The sequence below is a fragment of the Natranaeroarchaeum aerophilus genome (assembly GCF_023638055.1).
Classification (GTDB): Archaea; Halobacteriota; Halobacteria; order Halobacteriales; family Natronoarchaeaceae; genus Natranaeroarchaeum; species Natranaeroarchaeum aerophilum.
Window position 1 is genome coordinate 649486 of sequence record NZ_JAKRVY010000001.1, and the last position, 25623, is coordinate 675108.

At 61.6% G+C, this 25623-nt stretch carries 25 protein-coding genes; 12 read left to right on the forward strand and 13 right to left on the reverse strand.

Annotation, left to right across the window (positions count from 1 at the left end):
- Position 1: 1 nt before the first annotated feature.
- A complete protein-coding gene (locus tag AArcSt11_RS03325) occupies positions 2 to 1159 on the reverse strand; it encodes a CBS domain-containing protein (protein WP_250594965.1) in 1158 nt (385 codons plus the stop codon).
- A gap of 163 nt (positions 1160 to 1322) precedes the next feature.
- A complete protein-coding gene (gene pdxS, locus AArcSt11_RS03330; RefSeq protein ID WP_250594593.1) occupies positions 1323 to 2231 on the reverse strand; it encodes a pyridoxal 5'-phosphate synthase lyase subunit PdxS in 909 nt (302 codons plus the stop codon).
- Positions 2232 to 2398: 167 nt separating this feature from the next.
- Here pdxS and AArcSt11_RS03335 point away from each other — a divergent pair, with 167 nt between their 5' ends.
- Positions 2399 to 2632: a hypothetical protein gene (locus AArcSt11_RS03335; protein WP_250594595.1), complete on the forward strand. Its 234-nt coding sequence runs from the start codon at positions 2399 to 2401 to the stop codon at positions 2630 to 2632.
- A gap of 25 nt (positions 2633 to 2657) precedes the next feature.
- On the opposite strand, the gene AArcSt11_RS03340 is transcribed toward AArcSt11_RS03335, so the two are convergent.
- A complete protein-coding gene (locus AArcSt11_RS03340; RefSeq protein ID WP_250594596.1) occupies positions 2658 to 4349 on the reverse strand; it encodes a histidine kinase N-terminal 7TM domain-containing protein in 1692 nt (563 codons plus the stop codon).
- 166 nt (positions 4350 to 4515) lie between these two features.
- On the opposite strand from AArcSt11_RS03340, the gene AArcSt11_RS03345 reads away from it, so the two are divergent.
- On the forward strand, positions 4516 to 5202 hold the full coding sequence (locus AArcSt11_RS03345) for a DUF1405 domain-containing protein (RefSeq protein WP_250594598.1): 687 nt from the start codon (positions 4516 to 4518) through the stop codon (positions 5200 to 5202).
- On the opposite strand, the gene AArcSt11_RS03350 is transcribed toward AArcSt11_RS03345, so the two are convergent.
- On the reverse strand, positions 5199 to 5339 hold the full coding sequence (locus tag AArcSt11_RS03350; RefSeq protein WP_250594600.1) for a hypothetical protein: 141 nt from the start codon (positions 5337 to 5339) through the stop codon (positions 5199 to 5201). The two genes, AArcSt11_RS03345 and AArcSt11_RS03350, sit on opposite strands and share 4 nt — an antisense overlap.
- A 134-nt stretch (positions 5340 to 5473) precedes the next feature.
- On the opposite strand from AArcSt11_RS03350, the gene AArcSt11_RS03355 reads away from it, so the two are divergent.
- Entirely contained in the window at positions 5474 to 5797 is a 324-nt protein-coding gene (locus AArcSt11_RS03355) for a hypothetical protein (protein WP_250594602.1), read from the forward strand.
- Here AArcSt11_RS03355 and AArcSt11_RS03360 read toward each other — a convergent pair.
- Entirely contained in the window at positions 5794 to 8454 is a 2661-nt protein-coding gene (locus AArcSt11_RS03360; protein WP_250594604.1) for a valine--tRNA ligase, read from the reverse strand. The two genes, AArcSt11_RS03355 and AArcSt11_RS03360, sit on opposite strands and share 4 nt — an antisense overlap.
- Positions 8455 to 8846: 392 nt before the next feature.
- On the opposite strand from AArcSt11_RS03360, the gene AArcSt11_RS03365 reads away from it, so the two are divergent.
- Positions 8847 to 11426 carry an efflux RND transporter permease subunit gene (locus AArcSt11_RS03365; RefSeq protein ID WP_250594606.1) on the forward strand — a complete coding sequence of 860 codons (2580 nt, stop codon included), beginning with the start codon at positions 8847 to 8849 and terminating at the stop codon, positions 11424 to 11426.
- A gap of 50 nt (positions 11427 to 11476) precedes the next feature.
- Positions 11477 to 11899 (forward strand): hypothetical protein, encoded by a 423-nt coding sequence (locus tag AArcSt11_RS03370; RefSeq protein WP_250594608.1) that lies wholly within the window; start codon positions 11477 to 11479, stop codon positions 11897 to 11899.
- Positions 11900 to 11928: 29 nt separating this feature from the next.
- On the opposite strand, the gene AArcSt11_RS03375 is transcribed toward AArcSt11_RS03370, so the two are convergent.
- Together AArcSt11_RS03375 and gpmI are read right to left on the reverse strand one after the other, a co-directional pair.
- Entirely contained in the window at positions 11929 to 12825 is an 897-nt protein-coding gene (locus AArcSt11_RS03375) for an HFX_2341 family transcriptional regulator (RefSeq protein ID WP_250594610.1), read from the reverse strand.
- Between the two features lie 619 nt (positions 12826 to 13444).
- Positions 13445 to 14959 (reverse strand): 2,3-bisphosphoglycerate-independent phosphoglycerate mutase, encoded by a 1515-nt coding sequence (gene gpmI / locus AArcSt11_RS03380; protein WP_250594612.1) that lies wholly within the window; start codon positions 14957 to 14959, stop codon positions 13445 to 13447.
- A gap of 182 nt (positions 14960 to 15141) precedes the next feature.
- On the opposite strand from gpmI, the gene AArcSt11_RS03385 reads away from it, so the two are divergent.
- The 3 genes from AArcSt11_RS03385 to AArcSt11_RS03395 all read left to right on the forward strand — a co-directional run bounded on the left by AArcSt11_RS03385 (position 15142) and on the right by AArcSt11_RS03395 (position 18375).
- A complete protein-coding gene (locus AArcSt11_RS03385; protein WP_250594614.1) occupies positions 15142 to 16392 on the forward strand; it encodes an RNA-guided endonuclease InsQ/TnpB family protein in 1251 nt (416 codons plus the stop codon).
- A gap of 203 nt (positions 16393 to 16595) precedes the next feature.
- Positions 16596 to 17033 (forward strand): arsenate-mycothiol transferase ArsC, encoded by a 438-nt coding sequence (locus AArcSt11_RS03390; RefSeq protein ID WP_250594616.1) that lies wholly within the window; start codon positions 16596 to 16598, stop codon positions 17031 to 17033.
- Positions 17034 to 17091: 58 nt separating this feature from the next.
- Positions 17092 to 18375, forward strand: a complete 1284-nt coding sequence (locus AArcSt11_RS03395) for a DNA double-strand break repair nuclease NurA (RefSeq protein ID WP_250594618.1) — start codon at positions 17092 to 17094, stop codon at positions 18373 to 18375.
- On the opposite strand, the gene AArcSt11_RS03400 is transcribed toward AArcSt11_RS03395, so the two are convergent.
- Complete coding sequence (locus tag AArcSt11_RS03400) at positions 18372 to 18716, reverse strand: DUF7113 family protein (protein ID WP_250594967.1); 345 nt, start codon at positions 18714 to 18716, stop codon at positions 18372 to 18374. The two genes, AArcSt11_RS03395 and AArcSt11_RS03400, sit on opposite strands and share 4 nt — an antisense overlap.
- A 109-nt stretch (positions 18717 to 18825) precedes the next feature.
- Here AArcSt11_RS03400 and AArcSt11_RS03405 point away from each other — a divergent pair, with 109 nt between their 5' ends.
- Both AArcSt11_RS03405 and AArcSt11_RS03410 read left to right on the forward strand, forming a co-directional pair.
- Positions 18826 to 20607 carry an ATP-binding protein gene (locus AArcSt11_RS03405; protein ID WP_250594620.1) on the forward strand — a complete coding sequence of 594 codons (1782 nt, stop codon included), beginning with the start codon at positions 18826 to 18828 and terminating at the stop codon, positions 20605 to 20607.
- Positions 20608 to 20662: 55 nt separating this feature from the next.
- Positions 20663 to 21091, forward strand: a complete 429-nt coding sequence (locus AArcSt11_RS03410) for a universal stress protein (protein WP_250594622.1) — start codon at positions 20663 to 20665, stop codon at positions 21089 to 21091.
- Here the strand turns inward: AArcSt11_RS03410 and AArcSt11_RS03415 are convergent, their stop codons facing one another.
- Positions 21092 to 21376 (reverse strand): DUF6199 family natural product biosynthesis protein, encoded by a 285-nt coding sequence (locus AArcSt11_RS03415; RefSeq protein WP_250594624.1) that lies wholly within the window; start codon positions 21374 to 21376, stop codon positions 21092 to 21094.
- Between the two features lie 93 nt (positions 21377 to 21469).
- Positions 21470 to 22549, reverse strand: coding sequence for an anthranilate phosphoribosyltransferase (locus tag AArcSt11_RS03420; RefSeq protein WP_250594626.1), 1080 nt, complete (start codon positions 22547 to 22549; stop codon positions 21470 to 21472).
- Between the two features lie 258 nt (positions 22550 to 22807).
- Here AArcSt11_RS03420 and ahbB point away from each other — a divergent pair, with 258 nt between their 5' ends.
- Positions 22808 to 23860, forward strand: coding sequence for a siroheme decarboxylase subunit beta (ahbB, locus tag AArcSt11_RS03425; protein WP_250594629.1), 1053 nt, complete (start codon positions 22808 to 22810; stop codon positions 23858 to 23860).
- A gap of 1 nt (position 23861) precedes the next feature.
- On the opposite strand, the gene AArcSt11_RS03430 is transcribed toward ahbB, so the two are convergent.
- On the reverse strand, positions 23862 to 24119 hold the full coding sequence (locus AArcSt11_RS03430) for a DUF8006 family protein (protein ID WP_250594631.1): 258 nt from the start codon (positions 24117 to 24119) through the stop codon (positions 23862 to 23864).
- Between the two features lie 77 nt (positions 24120 to 24196).
- Positions 24197 to 24418 carry a DUF7996 family protein gene (locus AArcSt11_RS03435; protein ID WP_250594633.1) on the reverse strand — a complete coding sequence of 74 codons (222 nt, stop codon included), beginning with the start codon at positions 24416 to 24418 and terminating at the stop codon, positions 24197 to 24199.
- A 382-nt stretch (positions 24419 to 24800) separates the two neighbouring features.
- Here AArcSt11_RS03435 and AArcSt11_RS03440 point away from each other — a divergent pair, with 382 nt between their 5' ends.
- Positions 24801 to 25019, forward strand: a complete 219-nt coding sequence (locus tag AArcSt11_RS03440) for a hypothetical protein (RefSeq protein ID WP_250594635.1) — start codon at positions 24801 to 24803, stop codon at positions 25017 to 25019.
- Between the two features lie 75 nt (positions 25020 to 25094).
- On the opposite strand, the gene AArcSt11_RS03445 is transcribed toward AArcSt11_RS03440, so the two are convergent.
- Positions 25095 to 25619, reverse strand: a complete 525-nt coding sequence (locus AArcSt11_RS03445; RefSeq protein ID WP_250594637.1) for a DUF5817 domain-containing protein — start codon at positions 25617 to 25619, stop codon at positions 25095 to 25097.
- Between the last annotated feature and the right edge of the window lie 4 nt (positions 25620 to 25623).

Sequence of the window (25623 nt, forward strand, 5' to 3'; positions counted from 1 at the left end):
CTCACATCTCGCCGAGTTTTCGGAGCACCTGTCCCTTGTACTCCTCGTCGCTGATAACGCCTTTCAGTTCGAGGACGTTCCGTTCTAGCTTGTCACTGGCGACGCGAAATGCGTTATCCGCGCCGTAACCCTCGCCAGTGCCGGCGACCTGCCCCTTGTTGGTCCGGAGGCGGATCTGACACTGGATCAACGGGGTGCCGCGCAGTTTCTCCTTGTGTTTGTGAAAGCGGACGTGTGCATGCTGTACCTGCATCTTCCGGTACTTGTCGGCGATCTGCTGGATCTGTTCGCGGATGTCCTCACGAGTGATCGTATCGAGCAACCGGATGTTCGTGATCTGGACGTCGAGCCGCTCCTCCTCGGTGTAGGACAGGGCTCGTAGAACGTCAGTTTTGGTCAGGATGCCCTGGACGAGCCGATCGTCCTCTTCCGGCGTCACGACCAGTCCGCCGTAGTCGTGGTCGAGCATCGTCCGTACGGCTTCCTCGACCGATGCAGTGGTCGTCGTCGTCGTCACCGGGCTGTTCATCGCGTCGTAGACGGGCATGTCGAGCACGCGCTCGACGTCACCTTTCCGATCGCCGGTGGTCTGTTTGTGCATCCGACGGATCGCGATGTCACTGATGTCGTGGGTCGTGATGACCCCCGACAGGTGGCCGTTTTCGTTGACGACCGGGAGCCGGGAGATGCCGTTCTCGCGCAGGTAGTTGATCGCCTTTCCGACACCTGCGGTCTCCTCGATCGAAATCACGTTGTCCGTGTAGATCTGCTCGACGGTCAGCGCGTCGAGATTGTCGAGAACGGCCGTGAGAATTGCGTCGGCCGTGATGATGCCGTAGCGCTGCTCGCCCTCGAACACCGGAGCGACCTTGGTACCGCCCTCGACCAGCTGGCGGGCGACGTCCCGGATCCCTTCCGTTCGATCGATCTTCGGAGCCGGATCGTTTCGGCTGGGCTTGATCAGCGCCCCCGCCTTCGCGTCATCTTCAACGTGAGACTGGAGCACATCCTGCTCCGCGAGCACACCGGCGTACTCGCCATCGCGCGTGACAATGATCCCTTTCGGGTTCTCCTCGTCGAACAGCGAGCGCACCTTCCCGAGTCTCGTCCCAACATCGACTTCGACGTACTCCTGTGACGCGATATCAGAAATATCCATAGTACTCACGCTTGGGACTTTGCTGGCTGACCTATTTAATGTACCGGCAATTGTTAACATATGAAAATTAACGAAAGTTGACACGGCGAAGCTCCGGCAATCGGCGATCGCCTGGAACCAGCGAGGCCGGGGAAAACGAGCGGACAGAGTGGTAGCGTGGCGTCTAGACGCCGCGGTGCTGGAGCTGTTCGTCTTCGGGCAGGTCGGCGTTCGCGTCGCCGCGCATGCCCGAGCCGATATCCTTGCTGATCTCCGCGAGGGCGTCGGGGTCATCCCAGTTGTTGACGGCCTCGACGATGGCCTCGCCCATCTCCTCGGGGTCTTCCGCGCCGAAGATCCCCGAGCCGACGAAGATGCCGTCGCAGCCGTGGTGCATCATCAGTGCGGCGTCGGCGGGCGTTGCGATGCCGCCTGCCGCGAAGTTGACGACCGGCAGTCGGCCCTGCTCTGCGGTCTCGTGGACCAGATCGATCGGTGCCTCGTTCGCGCGGGCCCACTCCTCGCGTTCCTCGTGGTTCATACCCGTGAGCTTGCGGATCGCGCTCTTGATGTTGCGCTGGTGGTGGACCGCCTGGTTGACGTCACCGGTCCCGGCTTCGCCTTTCGTGCGGATCATCGCTGCGCCCTCGTTGATCCGGCGGAGCGCCTCACCGAGATTGCGGGCACCACAGACAAAAGGCGAGGTGAACTCACGCTTGTCGATGTGGAAGCGGTCGTCGGCGGGCGTGAGTACCTCGGACTCGTCGATCATATCCACGCCGAGCGATTCGAGGATCTGGGCTTCTGCGGTGTGGCCGATCCGGGACTTGCCCATCACCGGGATCGACACCTCGTCGATGATCGCCTCGACGTCGACCGGATCGGGCATCCGGGCGACGCCGCCGCGCTTGCGGATGTCGGCCGGAACGGCCTCGAGCGCCATCACTGCCACCGCACCGACGTCCTCCGCGATCCGCGCTTGCTCCCGGTTGACGACATCCATGATGACACCGCCTTTCTGCATGCGAGCGAACCCGCGTTTCACGAGTTCGGTTCCGCGTTTGAGCTCCTCTAGATCGGTAGCTTCTGGCATGGATTCGGGTTAGGACTGGGGACACTTAACCCGTTCCTTTGGGGGAGTCTCGGCGGTCCAAAATCGCGGTATCAACGGCGTGTATCGGCGGATCGAGTCATTCCGGATCGGCGTCCGAGACGCGGTGTCGTCGACAGATCTTTCGACCGGCAGCCTGATGTCAGCACATGGGCTGGAACGTCGAGTTCGACGACGGGGACGCAGTCTCACTGGTTCACGACGAGGAGTTCCTGCTGTACGCACGCCGCGGACAGGAACGTGACGGGCACACCGAGTGGACGGTCGAGATTACCGATACAGCCACTGGCGAAGAGATCGAGCGCGAGACGTACGAGATCTCGAACCGTCAGCATCTCCAGTCAGTACTTGACAGGTATACTGACGTGTATCCGCCGCAGTGAGTCGATTGTACAGGTAGTGACAGTACTATTGTTGCCTCGGTGAAAGCGTCACTATAAGCACGTTTCCGTCATCGTACCCGAAATCGAGATCGCCGTGGAGCTTGCGTACACACCAGTAGACGATCCAGAGCCCGATCCCCTGGCCGTGCTGAAGCGGTGTTTCCTCGCCCGCACGAAGCGTTTCGATCTCCTGGACTGGAATCCGATGGTTGTTGTCACGGATTTCGAAGCATACGCCGCCTTCTGGCTCCGACGCCTCCGAAACGACGATGCGTACCACCGGGTCGGCTGATTCCGAATGAACGACTGCGTTCTCGACGAGATTGTTGAGGAGCGTCGACAGTATCACTGGATCGGTGTGAAGGCGAAGATCCGCTGACGTGACTGTCCGTGTGATAGTCGCCTCAGTGTGGTTATCGGAATACGTCTGCACGATTTCGTCGACGATGTCCACAACGAGGAGTGTCTCGGATTGAATCACCCGATCCTGAATATCCTCGAAGCTGCGAACCTTCTCGGCGATCGAGTGAAGACGATCGCTTGCAGCGACGATAGTGCCAGCCTGCGTCGACTGCTGGGGATCGGCCAGATCGGCTTCCAGTAGCTCCGCGTACCCGCTGATGACCGTCGTTTCGTTTCGCAAATTGTGTCTGAGGATTCGATTGAGTACCGCGAGTCGCTGTCTGCGCTGTCGTTCTTTGGTCACGTCATACAGCACGATCATACTCCCGACCGAGTCGCTGCCAGGGTCAGTCAGTTGTGTATACGAGACCGCAAATGTCATGCCACCGTTCATATCGAGCGTAATCTCGCCGGTTTCACGAAGTGTCTCCAGCCGGACGCCAAGGACACTCTCCAGGGAAACCGGGAGCGACGTCGACCGCGTAGTCGGAAAGACGTCTTCTGTCCGGTCGTTCACCCGGACGACCTGTTGTTCGGTATCGAGGACGAATACGGGATCGGATAGCGAATCCAGACCGGTTCGTTCCGCCATCCGCTGTGTCGCCGGATTCGTCTCGAACATATGCGTCCCGACAAACGCGTACGCATCGAGAGCGACGTGAATGAGCATTAGCGGTGCTGTAAGGTGCAGTTGTGGGACTGGTCCAACTTCGAACAGCCATAGTAACACACCGACCGTCGGTGGGACCGTACTCAGGATGACCGCCGTGGCTTCACGTCGATACAGCGGGCCATAACTCAAAATCGCACCGATCAGCAACAGCGACCCGACGGCCGCAGTCCCGATGGAAAACAGGAGCGCGAAGATCCCCCATGGCTGCACCGTGTACGTCGCAGTTGCCAGTCCGAGCACCGGATCGAGCTGAAAATCGGTCCAGACGAGGCCATGAACCGAATTTGTCACCGCAAGTCCAACCGTGAGAAGTGGGACGCCGGCGACGATTCCGAACAGCGGCGTCCGGATAAGGTCTCCACGCCCAGTGTAATCGAGGCCGAACGCAAGAAAGAACGGACCCATAAAACACACGCAGAGGAACGCGACTGCGCCGAGCGTGGCCCGTATCATCGGCTCGAAAACGAGCAAGGCGAGGCCATACGAGAGGCAGAACACGGCAACTGACGCCATGTTCCCCATGAACCAACCTGCGCCTGACCGATCCCGTTTGTGGTAGAGATACTGCAACAGATACAGCGCACCCCCCGAGGCTGCTATCGAGGCGATAACGATTCCAACACCCAGCGCCTCCGGCGTCATCGTCTCTGTACATTTCAAAAAGCATCGACTATAAGCTTGTGGAGTATTTTCCGCCGAACAGTTGTACGCAGAGCGGCGACACACTGTAGCCGAAAAATGAGTAGTGATCCCAACTATCCCGCCGGAACCGCTATCGTTTTTAACCAATCGCGTGTCGTACACGACGATGCCAGAGCTTCCGGACCGCGATCCGTTGCCGCGCTGGCTTGCGCCAGTGCCCCGCGCCGTCGAGGACCTCGGGCTACGACTGGTCTGGGTCGTCGTCGCGATCAACCTCGTGGGGACCGCCTTCGGCTTCTGGTTTTACGCCTTCGAGACGGGGCAGTTGCTCGACACGCCGCTGGTCATGTGGCCGTGGGTGCCCGACAGCCCGCTTGCCACGCTCTTTGCGGCGGCCGCGTTCGCCAGCTGGGCTCGGGGGAACCCTCGGGAGTGGCTCACCGCGCTGGCCTTTTTCGGGAACATCATTCTCGGCCTGTGGACGCCCTACACCATTCTGGTCTTCTGGGAGGTCTACCTCGCCGGGCCTACGCCGGCCCTTTATGCCTTTATGTTCTTTAGCCACCTTGCGATGGTCGTCCAGGCGCTGGTGCTCCACCGGATCAGCGAGTTCCCGCCGTGGGCCGTCGGCGTCGCCGTTCTCTGGTACGGCTTCGATTTCATCGTCGACTTCCTCGTCCCCATCGTCGGCGAGCCACACCACACCGTCCTGCCGGTCCCACGCGATACAGACGTCTGGCTCGGTGCAACCGCGCTCGACGTCACCGCTGCGGGGACGTTCGCGTTTACCCTGCTGTCAGCGTATCTGGCGCTTGCGATCCGTTCGAAGAAACTCGAGGCGAGGCTCGATTAACGTTTCAGGATCGCAAAGGCAAGTGGCGCGGACGCCACGAAGGAGATGATCGCCAGCAGGCCGAACAGGAAGAAGACGACCGTGTTCATCACAACGATGACGCCCAGTGCGATCGCCTTCTGCTTGATTGACATCATATATTCGGGAAATAATTGGAGATATATTAATCCAGGCATTTCGAAAGACAAAACGCGAATCAGTGCCAGTACCGCCATCGAGGACGCAGGATCGTTCCAGCACGGTTAAGTCGGTACTCGAACAGGTCGTAGCCATGGTCGAAGACACCCTCCCCGACCCGGACGACCGCACGGTGCAGGCGATCACTGCCGCCGGGATCGTCCTCGTCACCGTCGGAACCGTCCTCGACATCGGCGGGATCGGGACCATCGTCCTCGCGTTCGGTCTCGCACTCTCACTTGCTGGAGTCGTGTATCTCGCGACGCCGGGCAACCGGACCAGACGCTACGGCTTCGCAGTTGCCGCACTAGTTGCCGGACAGCTCGCTCTGTTCGGCGGAACTGTCGGTCTCGTCGGGATCGGTGGACTGCTCGCCGTCGGCGCAGCAGTCGCGTGGCTGAGTCTGCAGGAGGCCTAGTTGTCGACCACGACGACGAGGTCGTCGGCCTCGACCATCTCGCCCTCGCCCGCGTAGGTTCGCTCTTCGCGGACCTCGAACAGATCAGCGTCGAGTTCCTCGCCCGCGAGTTGTAGTGTCCCATCCGTGAGTTCGTACTCCCCGCTTTCGAGCGCGGCGTCGAACTCGCCGACCTTGCCGCCGAACTTCGGCCCGACCTGCGAATAGTCGAGGCTGATCTCATCGATCTCGGTCGTCACGTCGGGGGCCGCCTCGAACGCGTCCAGTTCGCCGACGTGCATGACCTCGCTGATCGCGCTCTCGAAGCCGTCGATGGAGCCATACACCTCGACGCGGTCGAGTTCGGCGTTCAGGGGAAGCTGGTGTTCGCTCTTGTACCGCCGCAGCGCGCCGATCACCGCAGTCGCCGTCTCGCCCGCCGCGAGATCTGCCTCGTGGTCAGTCGTCGTCGGCCAGTCTGTGGTGTGGATGCTTTCGCCCTCGGCGTACACTGACTGCCAGATCTCCTCGGTGATGTGCGGTAGCAGCGGCGCGAACAGGGTGAGGAATCGTCGGTGGGCCGTCCGCAGGGCGTAGGCTGTTGACGGGTCGTCGGTTTCATTGAGTCGCTGTTTCGCGATTTCGAGGTAGTCGTCACAGAACGTGTTCCAGAAGAAGCCCCGAAGCTGGTTGCGAGCCTTCGAGAACTCGTAGTTTTCGAGCTTCTCGGTGACCTCCTCGATGACTGCGTTCTGTTTCGCCAGCAGCCACTCGTCGATGGCCGCGAGTTCGTCCGGTTCCGTGGGCTGGGTCTCCTCGACGAGGTGGTCGACGAGCTTCGAGGCGTTCCAGAGCTTCCGGAGTAGCTTCTCGCCAGTCACGAGGTCCTGCTCTTTGAACGGGAAGTCGTCGCCGATCGAGGTGCCGGCAGCCCAGTAGCGGGCGGCGTCGACCGGGAACTGCTCCAGGACCTCCTCGGGCCGGACGACGTTCCCTTTCGATTTGGACATCGCCTCACGGTTCTCGTCCAGCACCATCCCGTTGATCATCGTCGCGTCGAAGGGGACCTCGCCCGTGTGCTCGTAGCACTTGACGATGGTGTGGAACAGCCAGAACGAGATGATATCGTGGCCCTGGGGGCGCAGATCGAACGGATAGAGCTGTGGCCGGTCCATCGTGAACTCCTCGGCCTCGGCATCCCAGTCCCAGCCGGCGTTGATCAGCGGCGTCAGCGAGGAGGTCGCCCACGTGTCGAAGACGTCCTCCTCGGGTCGCAGGTTCTCGCTCCCGCACTCGTGGCAGGCATCGACCGGCGGATCGTCGGAAAGCGGGTCGACCGGGAGATCCTCGCGGTCGGCGACGATCGTCTCGCCGCAGTCCTCACAGTACCAGACCGGGATCGGAATGCCCGAGTCGCGCTGGCGGGAGATACACCAGTCCCATTCGAGTCCCTCGATCCAGTGTTTGTACCGGGTGAACATCTTCTCGGGGTACCAGTCCATCTCCCGGCCCGCCTGCAGGTACTCGTCTTTCTTGTCGAGCATCTTCACGTACCACTGCTCGGTGACGAGGAACTCGACGTCGGTCTCACAGCGCTCGTGGACGTTGACGTCGTGGCTGATCGCGCGGCGGTCCTGCAGGTATCCTTCGTCGTCCAGATCCTCGACGATTTCCTCGCGGGCCACGTGAGTCGAGAGACCCTCGTACTCGCCCGCGAGGTCGGTCATCGTCCCCGACTCGTCGATGGCCACTCGTAGGGGGAGGTCGTGGGCCTGATACCACTCGATGTCGGTCTGGTCGCCGAACGTACAGGACATCACGACGCCGGTTCCTTTCTCCATGTCGACGCGCTCGTCCGCGATGATCGGCACCTCGTGATCGAAGATCGGGACGCGGGCGGTGTCGCCGACGAGGTGTTCGTTGTCCTCGTCGTCGGGGTGGACAAACATCGCGACACACGCGGGCAGCAGTTCGGGGCGAGTCGTCGCGATGACGATATCCTCGCCAGTCTCGGTGTGGGTGAAGGCGATGTCGTTGTAGTGTGAATCCCGTTCGGCACCCTCCATCTCGACCTGCGAGATCGCGGTCTCGCAGTCGGGACACCAGATCGCCGGCGCTTTCTGGCGGTACTCCCGGCCCTGCTCGTACAGGTCGATAAAGGACAACTGGGAGATGCGCTGGACGCGCGGCTCGATCGTCTTGTAGGTGTTGTCCCAGTCGACGGAGACGGCCAGCGACTGGACGTCCCTGGTGAAGGCGTCCTCGTACTGCTGACAGATGTCGCGGCATTTCTCCTGGAAGACGTGGCGCTCGAAGTCCTGATGGCGAATGTCGAGTTCGCGTTCGGTCAGGCGCTCCGAGGCGATGCCGTTGTCGTCGTAGCCAAAGGGGAAAAACGTCGTCTCCTCGTGCATCCGGCGGAAGCGCGCGACGAAGTCCTGCAGGGTGAACTGATAGAGATGGCCCATGTGGAGATCGCCCGACACCGTCGGCGGCGGCGTGTCGATCGAGAACAGGGTGTTCGGGTCGGTGACGGACTCGTCGTACTTGTTGACACCCTGCTCGATCCAGTACTGCTGCCAGGACGGCTCGATCTCGCTGGGGTCGTAGCTGCCGTCGAGGCCGTCGCTGTCGTCGGGCGTATCGGCACCCGCATCGCTCGCGTCGTCGGCACTCATGCTCTCACCGCCCGGATCGGGCGACGTCGATACTGCGTCGTTGGCTGTTCGTTGTGATCGTACATACTGGTCGTTGTTCGCTGAATACTGGTCGGGCACAATACATCCGTCGAAACGGGGTGGGTGAGATGGGGCTAGAGGGCCCCTACGAAAACGTCGTCGCGACCGGCGGACGGACCGGAACCGTGCATATCTGCAATAGAACAGGGATCTTGTTATTTATTTCGGATCTGCAGGCGTCGATCCCACATCGAGTGCCCGTATCAAAAAGTATAGAGTAAGCGAGACCCAGTATGTGATATGACCGCAGTGTCCCCAGACAGTTCCAGCTTCCTCCAATCGTATCACGTGTGGGCCTCCACTGATCCAGACCGCCCTCGCTCCTCAGACGCATGAGCGGCCGGATCGTTGATCGGTACGCCGACGTGCTCGTCGAACACAGCAAGCTCGTCGTGCTGATCTTGCTCGTCGCCACGGCGCTTGTGGCTGCAGGAGCAGTTCTCGATGACACGGAAGACGGCCAGATCGGACAGTTCGAAACCGACGGGGAAGAACAGCAGGCCCTCGACGAGATCGACGCCACCTACGGCACCGACGATGGGGTCGTGACGCAGATCGTCGTGCGCGACGAGGACGGTGACGTACTCACCCGCGAGTCGTTACTCGACGGACTCGAACTCCAGCAGGCGATCCGTGAAGACGATGAGATCAACGCAACGCTCCACACAGACGATCCGATCGGCGGCGTCGAGAACGTCGTTGGGACGGCAGCATACTTCCAGCAACAGGCCGAGCAAGGCGAACAGCCCTCGGGTGAACCGACGCTCGACGAACAGATCGAGGCGCTCGAAGCGGTCGACGAGGAAGCGGTCGACGACCTGCTTGCAGATGTTCTGGATCCCGACGCCGACACGCCTGGTCCGGACGCCACGGCGTTCCTCCCGACAAGCTACGATCCGGGCGAGACGACTGCAGACGCCCGTCTCACGTTCGTCTTCCACGCCCCCGCCGACAGCGTTGAGGGTGGCGAGGATGCCGTGGGGGCGGCCCAGCTCACCATCGATGGGCTGGTCGACGAGCGCTTCGAAGACGCATTCGCCTTCGGCGGCGGGATCACCGACGACGCCTCGACGCGCGCGGTCGGTGACAGCTTCGCCATCATCACGCCGGTCGCGCTGGTGCTTGTTCTCGGCGTGCTCGGCTTCGCGTATCGAGACGTCGTCGACGTCCTGCTCGGCGTGTTCGGTATTGCGACCGTGATGGCGTGGCTCGCCGGCATCCAGGGCTGGCTCTCGATCCCGTCGAGTCAGCTGTTGATCGCCGTGCCCTTCCTCGTGATCGGGCTGAGTATCGACTACTCCCTGCACGTCGTGATGCGCTATCGCGAGGCCAAGGAAGGGCGGTTACGTGATGACGGGCCGGATGCAACGGTTCCGCGCGAGCCGACGACTGCGATGCGACTGGGCGTCGCGAGCGTCATCCTCGCACTGGCAGCCGCAACCTTTTCGACCGGGATCGGCTTTCTCTCGAACTACGTCAGCCCACTCGCTGCGATCCAGGACTTTGCCCTTCTGAGCGCGGGCGGGATCCTCGCCACGCTGATCGTGTTCGGCGCGCTCGTCCCGGCGACAAAACTCGAAGTCGAGCGCCTGCTGGCACGACGCGGGCGGGAGCGACGCAACCGCGCCGTCGGCGTCGAAGCGGGGCCGATCAACCGCGCGCTGTCGGGGGTCGTCTCGCTCGTCCAGCGCCGTCCGGTGGCGATTCTCGTCATCGCACTCTTGCTCGCGTCGGCAGGCGCGTACGGCGCGACCGGTATCGATACGGAGTTCAACGAGGCCGATTTCCTGCCCGAAGATCCGCCCGACTGGATCAAATCCCTTCCCGGGCCGCTCGCTCCGGGCGACTACGACGTCCGCGAGAACGCGGCCTACCTCGGCGACAACTTCCGCCAGCAAGGGGACGGAACGGAAACACAGATACTCGTCAGGGGAGCGGTGACCGATCCTGACGCGCTGGTGGCGATGGACGAGGCCAGTGCCCCACCTGCAGAGGGAAGCACGATCGTCACACGGCCGGGCGGGAACGCAGCGGTCGACAGTCCAGCAACCGTGTTGCGCGATGTCGCCGCCGAGGAGGACGACCTTGCCGAGGCAATCGAGGAGCGCGACGAGACCGCCAACGGACTGCCAGACGAGGATGTCGCGTCGGTGTACGATCAGCTGTACGAGACGGCACCGGACCGCGCCGAAGACGTGCTCTACCGGACCGACGACGGCTACGAGAGCGCGCGCCTGCTCGTCGGTGTGCAGGGCGACGCCTCGGCCCAGTCGGTCGCAGAAGACACGCGCGGGCTGGCAGCGGGGGTCGAAGCCAGTGGATCGGTCACCGCCATCGCGACCGGCGGGCCGGTGATTACCGCAGTCCTGCAGGACGCCCTGCTGGAGACGCTGGTACAGGCCTTTGCCGTAACGCTGGTCGTCATCATGGCATTCCTGTCCGTGCTGTACTGGACTCGCCACGGCGCGCCGGACCTTGCAGTCGTGACGATCACGCCGGTACTGGTTGCGCTCGCGTGGCTGCTGGGAACGATGGCCGCGCTCGACATCCCGTTTAACAGCGAGACGGCGGTCATCACAAGCCTCGCAATCGGGCTCGGCGTCGACTACAGCATCCACCTGAGCGAACGGATTCAGGACGAGTTGCTCGACAGCGAGGACGAGTCGCTGGGCGAGGCGCTTTCACGAGCGGTCGCCGGGACCGGCGGCGCGTTACTCGGGAGTGCGGCGACGACCGCGGCGGGCTTTGGCGTCCTCGCGCTGGCGCTTGCGCCCCCACTCCGGCGATTCGGGCTCGTCACCGGTCTGAGCATCGTCTACGCCTTCATTGCCTGTGTGGTCCTGTTACCCGTACTGTTCGTGGTTCGCGAGCGTATCAAGGACTGGCGTGCAGATCGTCAGACCGGTCGCTGACCAGCCGGAACGACAACCGATTTGTCGGTTGCGGAACGTACACTCGCCTGATGGACTGGAGCAAAGTCGGCGCGTGGGTGGACGACCACGAGGAGCTGGTTCGGTCGGTGGTCGCCGTCACCTATATTATCGCCATCCTGCTGATCGGCGCGACACTGGTCGGGAATCCGACCAGCAACTACCCGATCATCTCCGATATCGCTGGACTCCTGCTGGTCTTTCACGCCTACCGCACCGGGAACATGGCCGCACTCGGGTCGACGATTCTGATCGTCGTCGCCGTCGGCGTCTGGTATCTCGTCGCGGCCCCGACGCTGCCCATCGTCGACGGCGGGGCGCTCGTTCCCACGGGCATCCCCTCGGAGGCCGCCCCACCAGTGACGCTCGCAGCCGTGCTGGCGATCGGATATGCCCTGACGCTCGCGGATATCCTCCCGCAGGTTGACAGGGTCATCACTGAACGAGTCCAGTAGTCGAGCCGGTGCTCCGGTCCCGGAACCGCTCACTCGCTGTCGTCAGAGTGTGCACGCACCCACAGTTCGCCGATCCGCGAGAGACGAGTTCGGTGGGACTTGCCCTGCGATTCCTGTTCGATGTACCCCTTGCCGCCGGGACCGAGCAGATCAACGTTGTAGATGACTTTCGAGCGGAAGCTATCGGTGTACTCCTCGTTGAGTTCGCGTGCGAGCGCCTCGGCAAGTTCGGAGACGCTCTCGAACTCGCCGTGTTCGCCCAGCGTAAAGAGAATCAGCTCCTCGAACGGCTTGACATTCGAGAAAGAGGCGACGGGCAGTTCGACAATGTGAGTTCCGTCGATCTCCTTTGCGCCGATAGTCGTCCCCCGCTCGTCGAACTCCGAAAGGAGGTCAGTTGCGCTGTCGAGTCGCTTGTCGATCTGGTCGTCGGGGACAGCTTCCTCGTTCTGTAAGGTCTCCAGCAGTTCGCGCTGTTTGCGGAGTTCTTTGGCGAGTTCGGTTTCCAGATACTTCTCGGGAGCCGTGTAGTAGGTGTGGATCTTGTCCCGGTCTTCCTGACGCTCGACCATGATCGAGTGTGCCGCTGTCGCGAAGGCAAAGGAAATGGTGCGGGGCATCGCGCTAATGTTGACCCAGACCTCGTTGCCCCGATCGAGTTCGGCGTTGATCAGGTCGAACGCCTGCTCGAAGGCAACGTCGTAGTCGTAGACGTCCTCGATGACGAACCGCTCGGTTTCCGCGCCGAGCAGGTTCTGGAAGTCCTTGTCGAGCTTCTGTGAGAGGTTCTGTGCGTACTCGACGTTCTCCTCGCTGCCGACTGCACCCTCAAGGAGGATCACCCGGTCGACGTCCTGTTGATCGCGGACTAGCGGTGCGATCAACCGGTCGTAGTCGAAGCCGACCGGCACGATGTGTGTCTGCATACGTGTATGCAGGCGTGGGACCTGTAAAAAGACACGAGTTTCCACTCGTTTGCCCCACGAAGCCGGGGTTTCGAGAATCGAACCAGAGACTACTACTTCCCGGGAAGTGTCGGTATAACTGGTTGCCGGCACGCAGACCGCTCGGACTTCGTACATCCATCTCCGGCGACCACCTGGACATCGACTGCCTCATCAGCCCGAGGGGCGAGAACGATCTGTTTCGCCTCTCGGCATTCAATCGTTCCGGCGAGTAGCGACACTTTCGATCCGTTCTTGGTGGTGGTTTCACTCCGTTACGGTCCGTGCGTCGCCTCGCTCGTCGAGCGATCCGGCCCCTTTCAGTCCACCCACAACACCTCATCCTCCCCAACCGATTCGCTCGCTCTGCTCGCTCATCCACCGGAAGACGAGTCTTCCGAGCCTTCGCTCGGTTCCCTCGCGAAGACCTCGCGCGACGCTGGCTCGTCATGGACGACTCGCCAGCACACGCCAACCGCACTCGGTGGATCGGAAACCAATACTTCAACTTTCGAAGCAAATAGCTACAGTTTCTATAGTGTATTACTACAGTATTCGAAGTAACGGTTGTAGCGCCCCAAAACGCAAAAAGGGGCCGAGGCTACTCCAGGAGGTTCTCGCCAGTCATCGCCCCGGGCTGGTCGATATCCATCAGGTCCAGCATCGTCGGCGCGAGGTCACACAGCGAGCCGTCCTCTCGTACCGATTTCCCGGCATCGTCGCCCTCGGAGCCGACGTAGATGAACGGGACGAGGTTGTAGGTGTGGGCAGTGTGTGGATCGTCTTCGGTGCCCATGTCGTCGGCGTTGCCGTGATCGGCGGTGATCAGGACCTCGGCACCATCCTCCTCCAGCGCGTCGGCGAGCCGGCCGAGCTGTTCGTCGACGGCTTCGACGGCCTCGATCGCGGCCTCGTAATCGCCCGTGTGGCCGACCATGTCGGGGTTGGCGTAGTTGAGCACCATCGCGTCCGGGTCGTCGCTGTCGAGGACGTCGATCGCGGTCTGGGTCACCTCGGGCGCGCTCATCTCTGGCTGGAGGTCATAGGTTGGCACGTCGGGGCTCTCGACGATCTCGCGGATCTCGCCGTCGAACTCGACTTCCCGCCCGCCGTTGAGGAAGTAGGTGACGTGGGCGTACTTCTCGGATTCGGCGAGCCGGAGCTGGGTTCGTCCGGAGTCGGCGAGCACCTCGCCGAGTACGTCCGCAGGCTGGGTCGGGGGGAACGCCACCGGGACGTCGAACGTCTTGTCGTACTGGGTCATCGTCGTGACCGTCACGTCCGGTGGGCTCGTCTCGAAGGCCCATTCGGGGCGGATATCCGCGAGCATGCGGGTGAGCTGGCGGGCACGATCCGAACGGAAGTTGAAAAAGACCACGCTGTCGCCGTCTTCCAGTGCCGCGCCGTCGTCGATGATCGTCGGCTCGACGAACTCGTCGGTCGTATCGCGCTCGTACGATTCGGTGACGGCCTCGACGGCCGACGTGGCGGTGTGGTCGCCGTCCCGGTTGACGATGGCGTCGTAGGCGCGTCTGGTGCGTTCCCAGTTCTGGTCCCGATCCATCGCGTAGTAGCGTCCGGTGACCGTCGCAACCTGCCCGGTGCCGTGCTCGTCGATCGTCGCCTCGAGGTCTTCGAGATACCCTTCGCCGCCGTGAGGGGCAGTGTCACGACCGTCCATGAATGCGTGTGTGGTCGCCTCGACGCCGTGCTCGGCGGCCATCTCGATCAGCGCGTGGAGATGTTCCTGTGAGGAGTGGACGCCGCCGTCGCTGACCAGCCCCATGAAGTGGACCCGACCGTCGTGTTCCTCGGCGTGATCGAACGCGGTCTGGATCGCGTCGTTCGTCTGGAAGCTTCCGTCCTCGATCGCGTCGTTGATCCGGGTGTACTCCTGGTAGACGACCCGGCCCGCGCCGATGTTGAGGTGGCCGACCTCGCTGTTGCCCATCTGTCCGTCCGGCAAGCCGACACGGCGTCCAGCCACCGTGAGCGTCCCGTACGCGCCGGTGTCGGCAAGCCGATCGAAGTTCGGCGTGTTCGCGGCTTTCACCGCGTCGCGGCGGTCGTGTTCGCCGATACCCCAGCCGTCGAGGATAATCAGTGCAGCGTCCATACCTGCACGGAGACGCTCGCCCTGTAACTACTCTTCGCTCTATCTTTAAACAGCGAGAGAATCCCGCCGTTCACGGCGGGCGTGAATCGCGTCACTCGCCTACACAATCCACCGCTCGATGGCAGACTGGATATTCAACGCTGCTCCACACTATTAAGTAGGATTATCTACATAGGCTATGTATGGCGATTGAGGTCACGCGCACCTACGTTGGTTCGATCCAGAACCAGCGACAGGTCTGCGATGGCCTCAACTCGCTCGGTGACTCTACCTCGAAAATCTGGAACGTCGCACGCTGGACAACCGACCGCATCTGGAACCAAACCGGCGAAATCCCTGATGAAGGGACGCTCAAAGCGTATATGAAGAACCAGCCGTGCTGGAAAGACTTGAACGCACAATCCAGTCAGAAAGTCATCGAAGAACTTTCTGACGCTTTTCAGTCGTGGTTCGACCTGCGACAGAAAGACGCAGAGGCGAATCCGCCCGGCTACCGCAAACACGGGGACACCCGGCCAAAGAGTACGGTCACGTTCAAAGCAGACGGGTTCAAACACGACCCCGAAAACAACCGTGTCCGACTCTCAAAGGGGAAGAACCTGAAGGAACACCGTTCTGATTTCCTGCTCTGCGAGTACCAGACCCGTCCGGACGTTGACCTCACCGAAGTCACTAAGGTACAGAACGTTCGTGCCGTCTGGAACGGCAGCGAGTGGGAACTACACTTCGTCTGCAAAGTCAGCCTCGAAACCACCGACTCGACAGACGACGGAGTGGCAGGAATCGACCTTGGCATCAAGAACATCGCCACGGTCGCCTTCCCCGACGAATACGTTCTCTACCCCGGCAACTCGCTCAAAGAAGACAAACACTACTTCACCCGATCAGAGTACGACACCGAGGGCGAGAACGGCCCGTCAGAAAAGTCGATGTGGGCGCGCAGGAAACTTGCAGAGCGTGAAACTCATTTCTACCACACGCTTACGGACACGATCATCACTGAGTGTGTTGAGCGCGGTGTTGGAACGCTTGCAGTGAGTTGGCCCGAAGACGTGCGCCAGTCCGACTGGGGTAAGACGGGTAATAAGAAGCTGCACTCGTGGGCGTTTGACCGTATCTACCAGTACCTCGAATACAAAGGCGAGATTCGCGGTGTTGAGGTGCTGAAGGAGAACGAGTGGGACACCAGTAAGACTTGTTCACGGTGTGGTGACGACACGAAGGCGAACCGTGTCGAACGCGGCCTGTACGTCTGCTCATCGTGTGAGCTGGTCGGGAACGCAGATTGTAATGGGGCGGAGAATATGCGTCAGAAGATAACTCCGAGTCCTCATGGAGAGGATAGGAGTAACGGCTGTGTGGCACAGCCATTGGTACACCTGTTCGACCGCGAGAGCGGGACGTTCAACACGAGAGAACAGGTCGTATCGTAGACCGGCAAATATCCCACCTGCGGTACGGGAAGCCTCGCCGTTTACGGCGAGGAGGATGTCACTTGCAACGACTGGGAGTCGTCTGGCGAACCCCACGATATGCTGGTCATATACGTCCGGCTACGGAGCTCTCCGGTGGTAAATATAGTCGTACGTGCTATCGAAAACAACGTTTATACCGGTGCTGGCGGTATCTCTGCTCGATGACATCGCCAGTTCGCGTCGCGTTCGTTTGCGTACAAAACGCCGGTCGAAGCCAGATGGCAACCGCCTTCGCGGAGCGCGAGCGCGAGCGACGCGGGGCCACCGAAGCGATCGAGATCACGACCGGCGGCACCCAGCCCGCCGACCACGTCCACGAGGAGGTCGTCACGGTGATGGACGAGGAGGGATTCGATCTCGCCGACAGGACGCCGAAAGACATCACGCCCGAGGAACTCCAGTCGGTCGACTACGTCATCACGATGGGCTGTTCGGCCCAGGACGTCTGTCCGGCGACCTGGAACGGGGAGAACCGCGACTGGGGGCTCGACGACCCCGACGGACAGGGGCTCGAGGCCGTCCGCAAGATCAGAGACGAAATCGCCGGGCGCGTCGAGGACCTGTTCGACGAACTGCTCGTCGAGACCGAGACGGACTGAGGGTCGGGACCCGCCGGAACCCGCTGGTTTTATCGCCTCGCCGTCGCGTTGTGATGACGTGACGCTGGATCCGGTACAGTTTGAAGGAATTACGCAGCTTGCGCGACGGATCACCCGCTCGGTCGACGAAACCGACCAACAGCAGTTCGTCGACACGGTCTGGGCGGAGTTCCTCGACCCGCTGGTCGACGACGGTCGGGTCGTACTCGAACCGCTCGGCGACCAGCGCCGCTGTGAGGTACCGATCGAGGACGTCGCCCTGCAGGACGCCGAGTTCCCGAGCTGTCATGGACTCGATTCCGGGACGATCAATCCGACATCGTTCAAAAACGGGATCGTGCTGGACGTCGCACAGGCCGCGATGGCGTCGAGCCCGTCGGATCTGGACCTGCATCGGGATCGCACAGTCGTCGTCACCGCTCATATCAGCGATCCCACGCAGGACCTCTCGACGGAGTGGACGAAGTGGGACGAGGGTCACACCGATCGACGCATCCTGCAGGCACCCCGAGTCTCCCGATTCGAAGAGAGCGTCGTCCACGAACTTGGCCTCTATCTCGCCGAGAGCCACCACGCGCTCGAACACGCCGACGCGGTCGATGACCTGTTTATTCTCGACGGGCCGATCTATCCCAAAGGCATGCTGAACTGGACCGATCGCGCCCCCGAACTCGCCGACCTGCTCCACGACGAGCAAGAGCCACGTGACGTCATCGAAAACTACGTCGCACTGGTCGAGACGTTCGTCGAGAAGGACGTTCCGCTGGTCGGATTCGTCAAGAACCCGTCGACGAAAGCGATTACCCGGACGCTTCGGGACACCGGTCAGACCGCACCGTGGGTCAACGACACAGCCTTTTTTACCAGGCTACTCGAACAGGTCGAGTTCGTCGAGCGCGAGGGGCCGGACGGCGAGCCGCGCCGGGAACGTTCCCGCGCAACTGACGTCCTCACCTTTACCAACTGGTTTCGCTCGCGCGGCGGTGCGGATCGCTTCCTCTGTGCGGACGGTGATGCCTTCGGCGTCGAGCGCAGTCTCGATCCAGCAGACTACGAGGTTACCTTCTTCCCGCTGTACGATCCGCGTGAGGACCTGCTCTATCGGATCGAAGCCCCCTACGCGTTCACGAAATCGGCCGAGTGTCGCGAGCGGCTGGCGATGCAGCTACTCGCGGACGTCGCCGCCGAGCGAGGTCCACCACTCTCGGTGCAGAAGGCCGACGAACTCGCCCGGATCAGCGCCGAGGGAACGGACTCGCTTCGCTCGGAGCTCGAAGCGGCGTTCGAGACCGAGCAGATGCACGGCTACGACGATCACCGGTGGGGGAGCGAAGAGTACTAGACAGCGACGTCCGGTTCGGTCTTTTCGAGTTCGACGTCGACTTTCCCTTCGGGGACACCGATCCGGGCGAACTGCGTGCGGACGTGTTCTTTCGCCGCTTCAAGCGCCTGCTCGCGCGTATCGAACCCACGTGGCATCGGCGACTCGAAGGCGACGTTGACCGTCTCGTCGCCGATCTGCTGTTCGGTGCCGCCGCTCTCGACCTCGTAAAAGGCGTCACAGACCCAGACGTAGGCTGCGTCCTCGTCGGGCGCACCCCTGAAGGTCGGTGCCGACTCGCCGCGCTCGTACAGCGTTCCCGTGAGGGCCGTGCCGCCCGCCTGCCCACGAACCAGTAACATAGTAGTACAGAGGTCGGCAGCGGGCAAAAGGTCGTTGGGGAACCAGATCACGATCGACGTGTCGGTTCGCAGGGAAACGGGTTTCACCGATGGCCCACATTGGATGGACATGGCTGATCTGAACGACTTCGACGCGTACGGCGGGGACGGTGGGGGCACGGACGACACCGCCGCCGACCGCGACGCCGCGGACGACTTCGAGCGCGTCGAGACGACGCCCGCGAGAAGCGAGGACGGTATCGGGACGATTGCCGTTTCGCAGGGGCTGCGCATTCACGAGGACGAGGAGGACTCGACGGTTCGGGCCTACGTCACCAAAGGGAACCGATCGTCAGTCCGGATCGGGAAGTATCTGCTCGCGCCGTATCCGGACGGCGAGACGCTCTTCTGTCGGATCGCCGGACTGGAGTACGCCCAGGAGTTTCACGCCGACGACGCCACCGAGATCCACGCCCAGCGAGCGATGCGGCAGGACGGCATCGACGAAGCGGATTACAAGTTTCTCGCGGATCTGGAGCCACTGGCGGTCCTCTACGACAGCGATGACGGGCTCAAGCGCCGGATGACCGACCGCGTTCCGAAACCACAGACCACCGTGAGGGAAGCCGACGACACGGCCGAAATCAAGACGGGACTCAAGATTCCCGAAGATGGCGTCTTTCTCGGACATCTCGCGGTCGGCGGTGAGAAGGTTCGGACCAGCGCCCAGCCGCCAACAATCGACTACCGTCTCAAGGACGACTACGAGGATGGCGATCCGCTCGTCTTCCGGCACACCCTGATTGCCGGGGGGACCGGATCGGGGAAAACGCACACGGCAAAAAACATTCTTCGGCAGTTCCTCGCCGACGAGCGTACCTACCGGATGGACGACGGGCGCTCGGTCACGCCCGCAGTCGTTCAGTTCGACCCGCAGGACGAGTACGCCCAGATGCACGATGACAACGACGACCTTGACGCCGAGACTGCGCGGCGGTACGAGCGCGAGGGAGTCGTCCACGGCGGCCACGACGATACCATCGCCTTCGTCCCGAAAGTCGGTGACGCTACTTATGCGACGGACGACCACCGGGCAGAACAGGTTGAGTTCACTATCCCCTTTTCGATGGTGCGGGACAACGAGTGGCTGGTCGCTGGCGGCGGGCTGAACGACAACCAGTACAACGCACTCAGACATCTGCTCGATCGATTCTTCAGAGAACACGGTACTGGTGGGACGTACGACCAGTTCCAGACGTTTATGGACGACCCGGCCCTTCGGGAGGAGCTCAATGAGTCCGGCCGCGTCCACGAGGCGACGTTCGACGCCGTCAACCGGCGTGTTCGTGGGTTCGGGACGGTGTTCGACCAGGACGCCCGCCCGATCACCGAGCAGATCGAGCGATTCGTCCGCCCGGGCGGGCTGACGGTCGTTCCGACCTACCATATCAATAATACGCGGGCAACCGAGACAATCGTGCTCGCGGTATCGAGTCTGCTCGTCGATCAGAAGCTCTCGAACGATCCGCGGTACGACCGAATCAAGGAGACGCCGGTCGTACTGGGGATGGACGAGGCCCACAACTTCCTGACCGACGCCGAAAGCGCACAGGCCCGCCGAGTGATCGGCAAGTTCACTGACGCGGCCAAGCAGGGACGAAAGGAACGTCTCGGTCTCTTCTTGATCACGCAGGATCCACAGGACATCGCCGACGCCGTATTCAAACAGATCAACACGACAGTCGTGCTCAACCTCGGCGACGAGGACGCCATCAAAAGCGTCAACATCCCGTCCAATCTGGAGAGCAAGGTCCCCTACATGGAGAAAGGACAGATGGTCGTCTACTCGCCCGACAACTCCGAGCCGGTCGAGATCATCGGTCTCCCGAACTGCCTTACCCGCCACGGTTGAACTGTCGACACCGATTTTGGGGTGGATTTTTCAGGCTGTCGGCTGCAGTAGGTGTATGGGCAAGACAGTACTTGTTGCGATCGATGGGTCCCCACAGTCCGACGAGGCGCTCGATCATGCCATCGAGGAGTTCCCCGAAGCGGAACTGTTCGGACTGACGGTGATCGACCCCGCCGAAGCCGGGTACGCAGTTGAGGGGGCCGTGGCGGAGTTCCCACAGGGCTGGTACGAGACTGCTGAGGACGAGGCCCACTCCGTCCTTGACGAGGCGGTGGACCGCGCCGCCGAGGCTGGCGTCGAACTGCAGACGGCGAGTGAGATCGGTCGGCCCGCCAACACCATCGTGACGTTCGCTGACGAACACGACATCGACCACATCGTCATGGGCAGCCACGGTCGAACCGGTATGAGTCGAATTCTCCTTGGAAGCGTCGCAGAAACAGTGATGCGTCGGTCGACGGTTCCGGTGACCGTGGTCAGGTAACTACTCTACTTTTTCGACGGAGACGTTCTCGCGATCCGATTTGGCCTGTAGCTCCTCTCGTTCCTCAAGTAGTAGACCGAGCAGTCCGGCCACGATGAATCCGGCTCCGAGTGCCCTCGTCTGCGTGACGTACCAGTCACGTGGCTCGAGCTCAGTCGGGTTCTCGAATCCACAGCCGAGAAGCTTCAGGTTCAACTTGAGCGACTGCCGTGGGAGTGCAAGCGAGAACAGCCCCTGAACTGCCATCCACACGTACCCGATTTTCCGCAGTTTCGATCCGAACATACGGGTAGACATAGGGCCGCTGGTGGTATAATGTTCACGGGACTGATAGCTCCTCACTGCACTGATGCATACTGATTGTGGAACGGCGTCGCGTCAAAACGCTCGCAGATCGGCGAGCACTGCGGCCGCACTACCGTCCTCGATCGCCGCCCGTGCAGCATCGAGCCCGTTGTCGAGTGTCTCCGCGTCCCCACCAGCGTAAATACGGAACGCGGCGTTCAGTGCAATAGCGTCTGCGAAGTGATCCTCACGGTCGCCGGCGATCACTTCCTCGGTGATCGTCGCCGAATCAGCCTGCACGTCCTCGACCTGCAGGTCGTCCTCCTCGAAGTCCATCCCGTACTCGGGTGTCTCGATCTCGTAGTCCTCGAACGCACCGTCGTCGGTGCCGTCAGCTTCCCACTCGGCGACTTTCGTGTAGCCCGGGCGGATGTCGTCGTAGCCTTCCATCCCCTGGAACATGATCACTTTGTTGGGCGAGACCTGCTCGCTCTCGCGGAAGGTGTCGACGACCTTCTTCGCGAAGGCGAGATGATAGAAACTCCCGAGGTGAACGTCCGCATTCGCAGGGTTGGCCAGCGTTTCGATCGTGTTGACGAACGTCCGGACGCCCATCATGTCCCGGCGCTCGAACAGGGCGTCGATGCCGGGGTTGAACGCGGGCTGGTAGTAGAACCCAAAGCCGGTCTCATCGACCATGTCGGCGCTCTCTTCGACGTCTAGCTCGGTTCTGATGCCAAGTCCGTCGAGGACGTGTTTGTATGCCGTCTCCTTCTGGGTTGGGACGCGGTCTCCGCTGTGGGTGACGATCGGGGTTCCTGCCCCGGCGGCGACGACGCCTGCCGCGACGCCGAGCAGCGCCGAGCGGTGTTTGCCGTCGTAGTTCGCGCCACAGTCGACCGGGTCGGAGTCCGGTTCAGCGACGACTGTCGACTCCTCGGCCATCACGTCGACGTACGCGGCCAGCTCCTCGGGGGTGTTCCGTTTCCAGCGGTTTGCCAGCCAGAACGCGCCGAGCGTTGTCTGGTCCGGCTCGCCGCCGAGGATACGCTGGAAGGCCTCGCGGGCCTGTGGGCGGGACATATCGTCGGCTGACTTCGGTCCGGAGCCGACGACTGCAGTCATCAGGCGTTTGAGGGGCCACTCGCCGTACTTTTGAGACGTCTGGGCCATGGTTGCGCGTTAGGAGAGCACGCGCAAAAACGTCCCGCTTCCGGTGTAAACCAGCTACTCAACCATTGGCGAACAGGCGGCAGGGAATCGACCGGAGCGGCGTGCCACACACCCGCGAACCGCTCCGGGCCGAGGTCTTAGAGCATGTTGGTTGCTGGCCGCCCGATCCGATATAAACCTGTGTCGAGCCGCAGGTGAGCTACCGCCTGTACAGGGTGACCCGAAAGAAGTACATTTGCGCCCTCCAACACAGCGATAATGAATACCCGGTCGGCGGACTGGCGTGATTCCCTCGACGATATCGACGCGTCGATCATCGACGGCTTCCAGAGCGGCTTCCCCGTCGAACGGCGACCGTTTCGTTCCCTTGGCGAAACCGTTGGCGTTAGCGAGGCGGAGGCGCTAGAACGCGTCGAACGACTGTACGAACGCGGTATCTTCCGGCGATTCGGCCCGGTGCTCAACCCACCGGTGATCGGCAGTTCGACGCTTGCGGCCGTGCAGGCACCGGAGGATCGGTTCGACGAGATTGCGGATGTGATCAACGACTACCCCCAGATCAACCACAACTACCGCCGCGACCACGAGTGGAACATGTGGTTCGTCGTCACGGCAGGGTCGCGCGAGCGCCGGGACGAGATCCTCGACGAGATCGAGGCGCGGACTGGCTGTACGATACTGAACTTGCCGATGCTGACCGATTTCTACATCAATCTGGAATTTCCGGTCGTCAACGCCGACCGGTTCGCGCGGGAGACGGACGGACCCGGGGAAAGCGGGTTCGGCTCCACGAAAGTGGACGCGACGCGGATCAGTGAGGACGCAACTGGCGACCTCTCGGAGTTCGAGGCCGAACTACTACTGGAGATCCAGTCGGGCTTTCCGCTCTCGCGGACGCCGTACGCCGACATCGCCGCGACGCTGGACGCCGACGTCCCGGACGTCGTTGCGGGGATCGAGCGTCTGCTCGATGCGGGCTGTATCAAGCGCATCGGTTGTGTCGTCAACCACATCGTCACCGGCTTCGACAGCAATTGTATGGTCGTCTGGGATGTCGACGACGAGGAGCTGGACGAGCGCGGCGTCGCTGTCGGAGACCTACCGTACGTGACGCTGTGTTATCACCGCCCGCGGCGGCCTGAACTCGACTGGGAGTACAACCTGTTTACGATGATTCATGGCCGTGACGCGGCCGCGGTCGACGAAAAGATAGACGAACTGGCGGCCGAGCACCTGCCGTTCGATCACGAGCGGCTGTACTCGACGGAGACGCTGAAACAGACCGGCGCGCGCTACGAGGAACTGGTGTAAGCTACTCTGCTGTCGTGTAGAGGATCGGCGCGACGACGATCAACAGGAAGCCGAAAGCGCGGTAGACGATGTCGTCGGTCATCGAGAACGGGACGGCTACGAAAATGACGCCAAAGAGTACCGCGTTCAGCGAGAGGATCTTGCGCGACCGAAGCGGTAGCGATCCCAGCATTACCAGCACGAACGTCAGTACCAGCACGTGCCCGATGTGATAGTCGAGCAGGAACGTGTCCAGCAGTTGCAGTGGAACGGCGTTCATTGATATCCGATATTGCTACCGAGCAGGTGATTAAAGTTCCGTTACTCTGTGGGTCTGCATATATCACTGTAGCAATCCTAGCCCATCGGTCCCGTAAGATCGATTGGTCGGATCCAGATATACCAGGCAACGAACACTAGCGCAAAAAAGCTCGTCCCGAAGATAAACGTCCCGATGACGCCGTAGCCCACCTCGTTGAGATATCGTGCGATAATTCCGGGAACAACGACCCCAACCGCGACGAGTATCAGCGTCTTCGCGACAAGCTCGTAGTCGGCCTCAGTTCCGTTCTCGCTCATACACTCTGTTGCGGTTGCAGCGTCGTGAATGCCGCGGTTTCACATCACCCCTGCTCGCAGCCAGACAGATAAACGGATCCACTGATTGACGACTCGGGTGTGACCAATACATCGCCTGACAGACTGGAGTAAGCCCGTGTTGTGTACGGGAATGGCAAACGAACGACACCGCACAACGGTCGACAGCCGGTGCATCGACGGTCTTGGACCAGGCCACCTTCGAACGAATCGGGGACGGATCAGTATTGCTTTGCTGTCATCTGTCTATGAGGGTCCAGTAGTCGGTCTGTCAGGTCGTTCCAATGTCTAATTTTCACGTCATCTATCGTGTAGCTGGTATATACTAATCACCGAAGCCGTCGAATCGCCGGTTGGAGATACAATGAAACGACTCGACAGGCGTACGTTCGTCGGTATCGCGGGGAGTATCGGGCTACTCGGGCTCGCAGGTTGTACGGATGACCCGGAAGACGAGCCAGTGGACGATCCGGAAGATGACCCAGTAGATGATCCGGAGGACGATCCGGAAGACGACACAGAGGACGACCCTGAAGACGATACAGAGGATGACCCTGAAGACGACACGGAAGACGAAACCTGATGACTCGGTGTCGGATATCAGTACAGCACTGTGACCGAGAACAGGCTACTATTTTACGACCGATCGGAACTCCGATTAGAGCAATCGATAGCCGTCCCGTGAGCGTGAGACTTCCCCTCGCTGGGCGAGTTTGTCCAGGCATCTCGTGACGTACTCCGCCGGGACGTCGTGTTCAGTTGCGTAATCAATGACAGCGCTCTCGGTCGGCTCGTCGAGCGTACGGATTGCGTCGAGCACCGTCTCTTTCCTGGTTCGTGAACTCCCTGCCTGCTCGCTGGTGCTCGCTCCCGCGTCTGCGATCTCATCGGCGTCGAGTCCGGAGCCTTCCAGGTACTCGCGGTCGCTGACACCCGCGTCGTCGATCTCGTTTTCGAGCTCGCTGAAGGAGTCGACCGCAGCAAAGGCGTCGCCGTGATCGCTCCGATTCGCGAGCATCGAGGCCCGGAGCTCCCGGGCGTGGTCCTCGTCGTCGGTCTCGGCGAACTTCTTCAGGCGGTCGAACTGGTGGGTCTTCCCACAGCGAGAACACTGTGCGGTCTGTTGTCGTCCCTCGACGAGCCAGAGATTGCTACACGCGTTACAGCCGACGACCGCGTACATACGC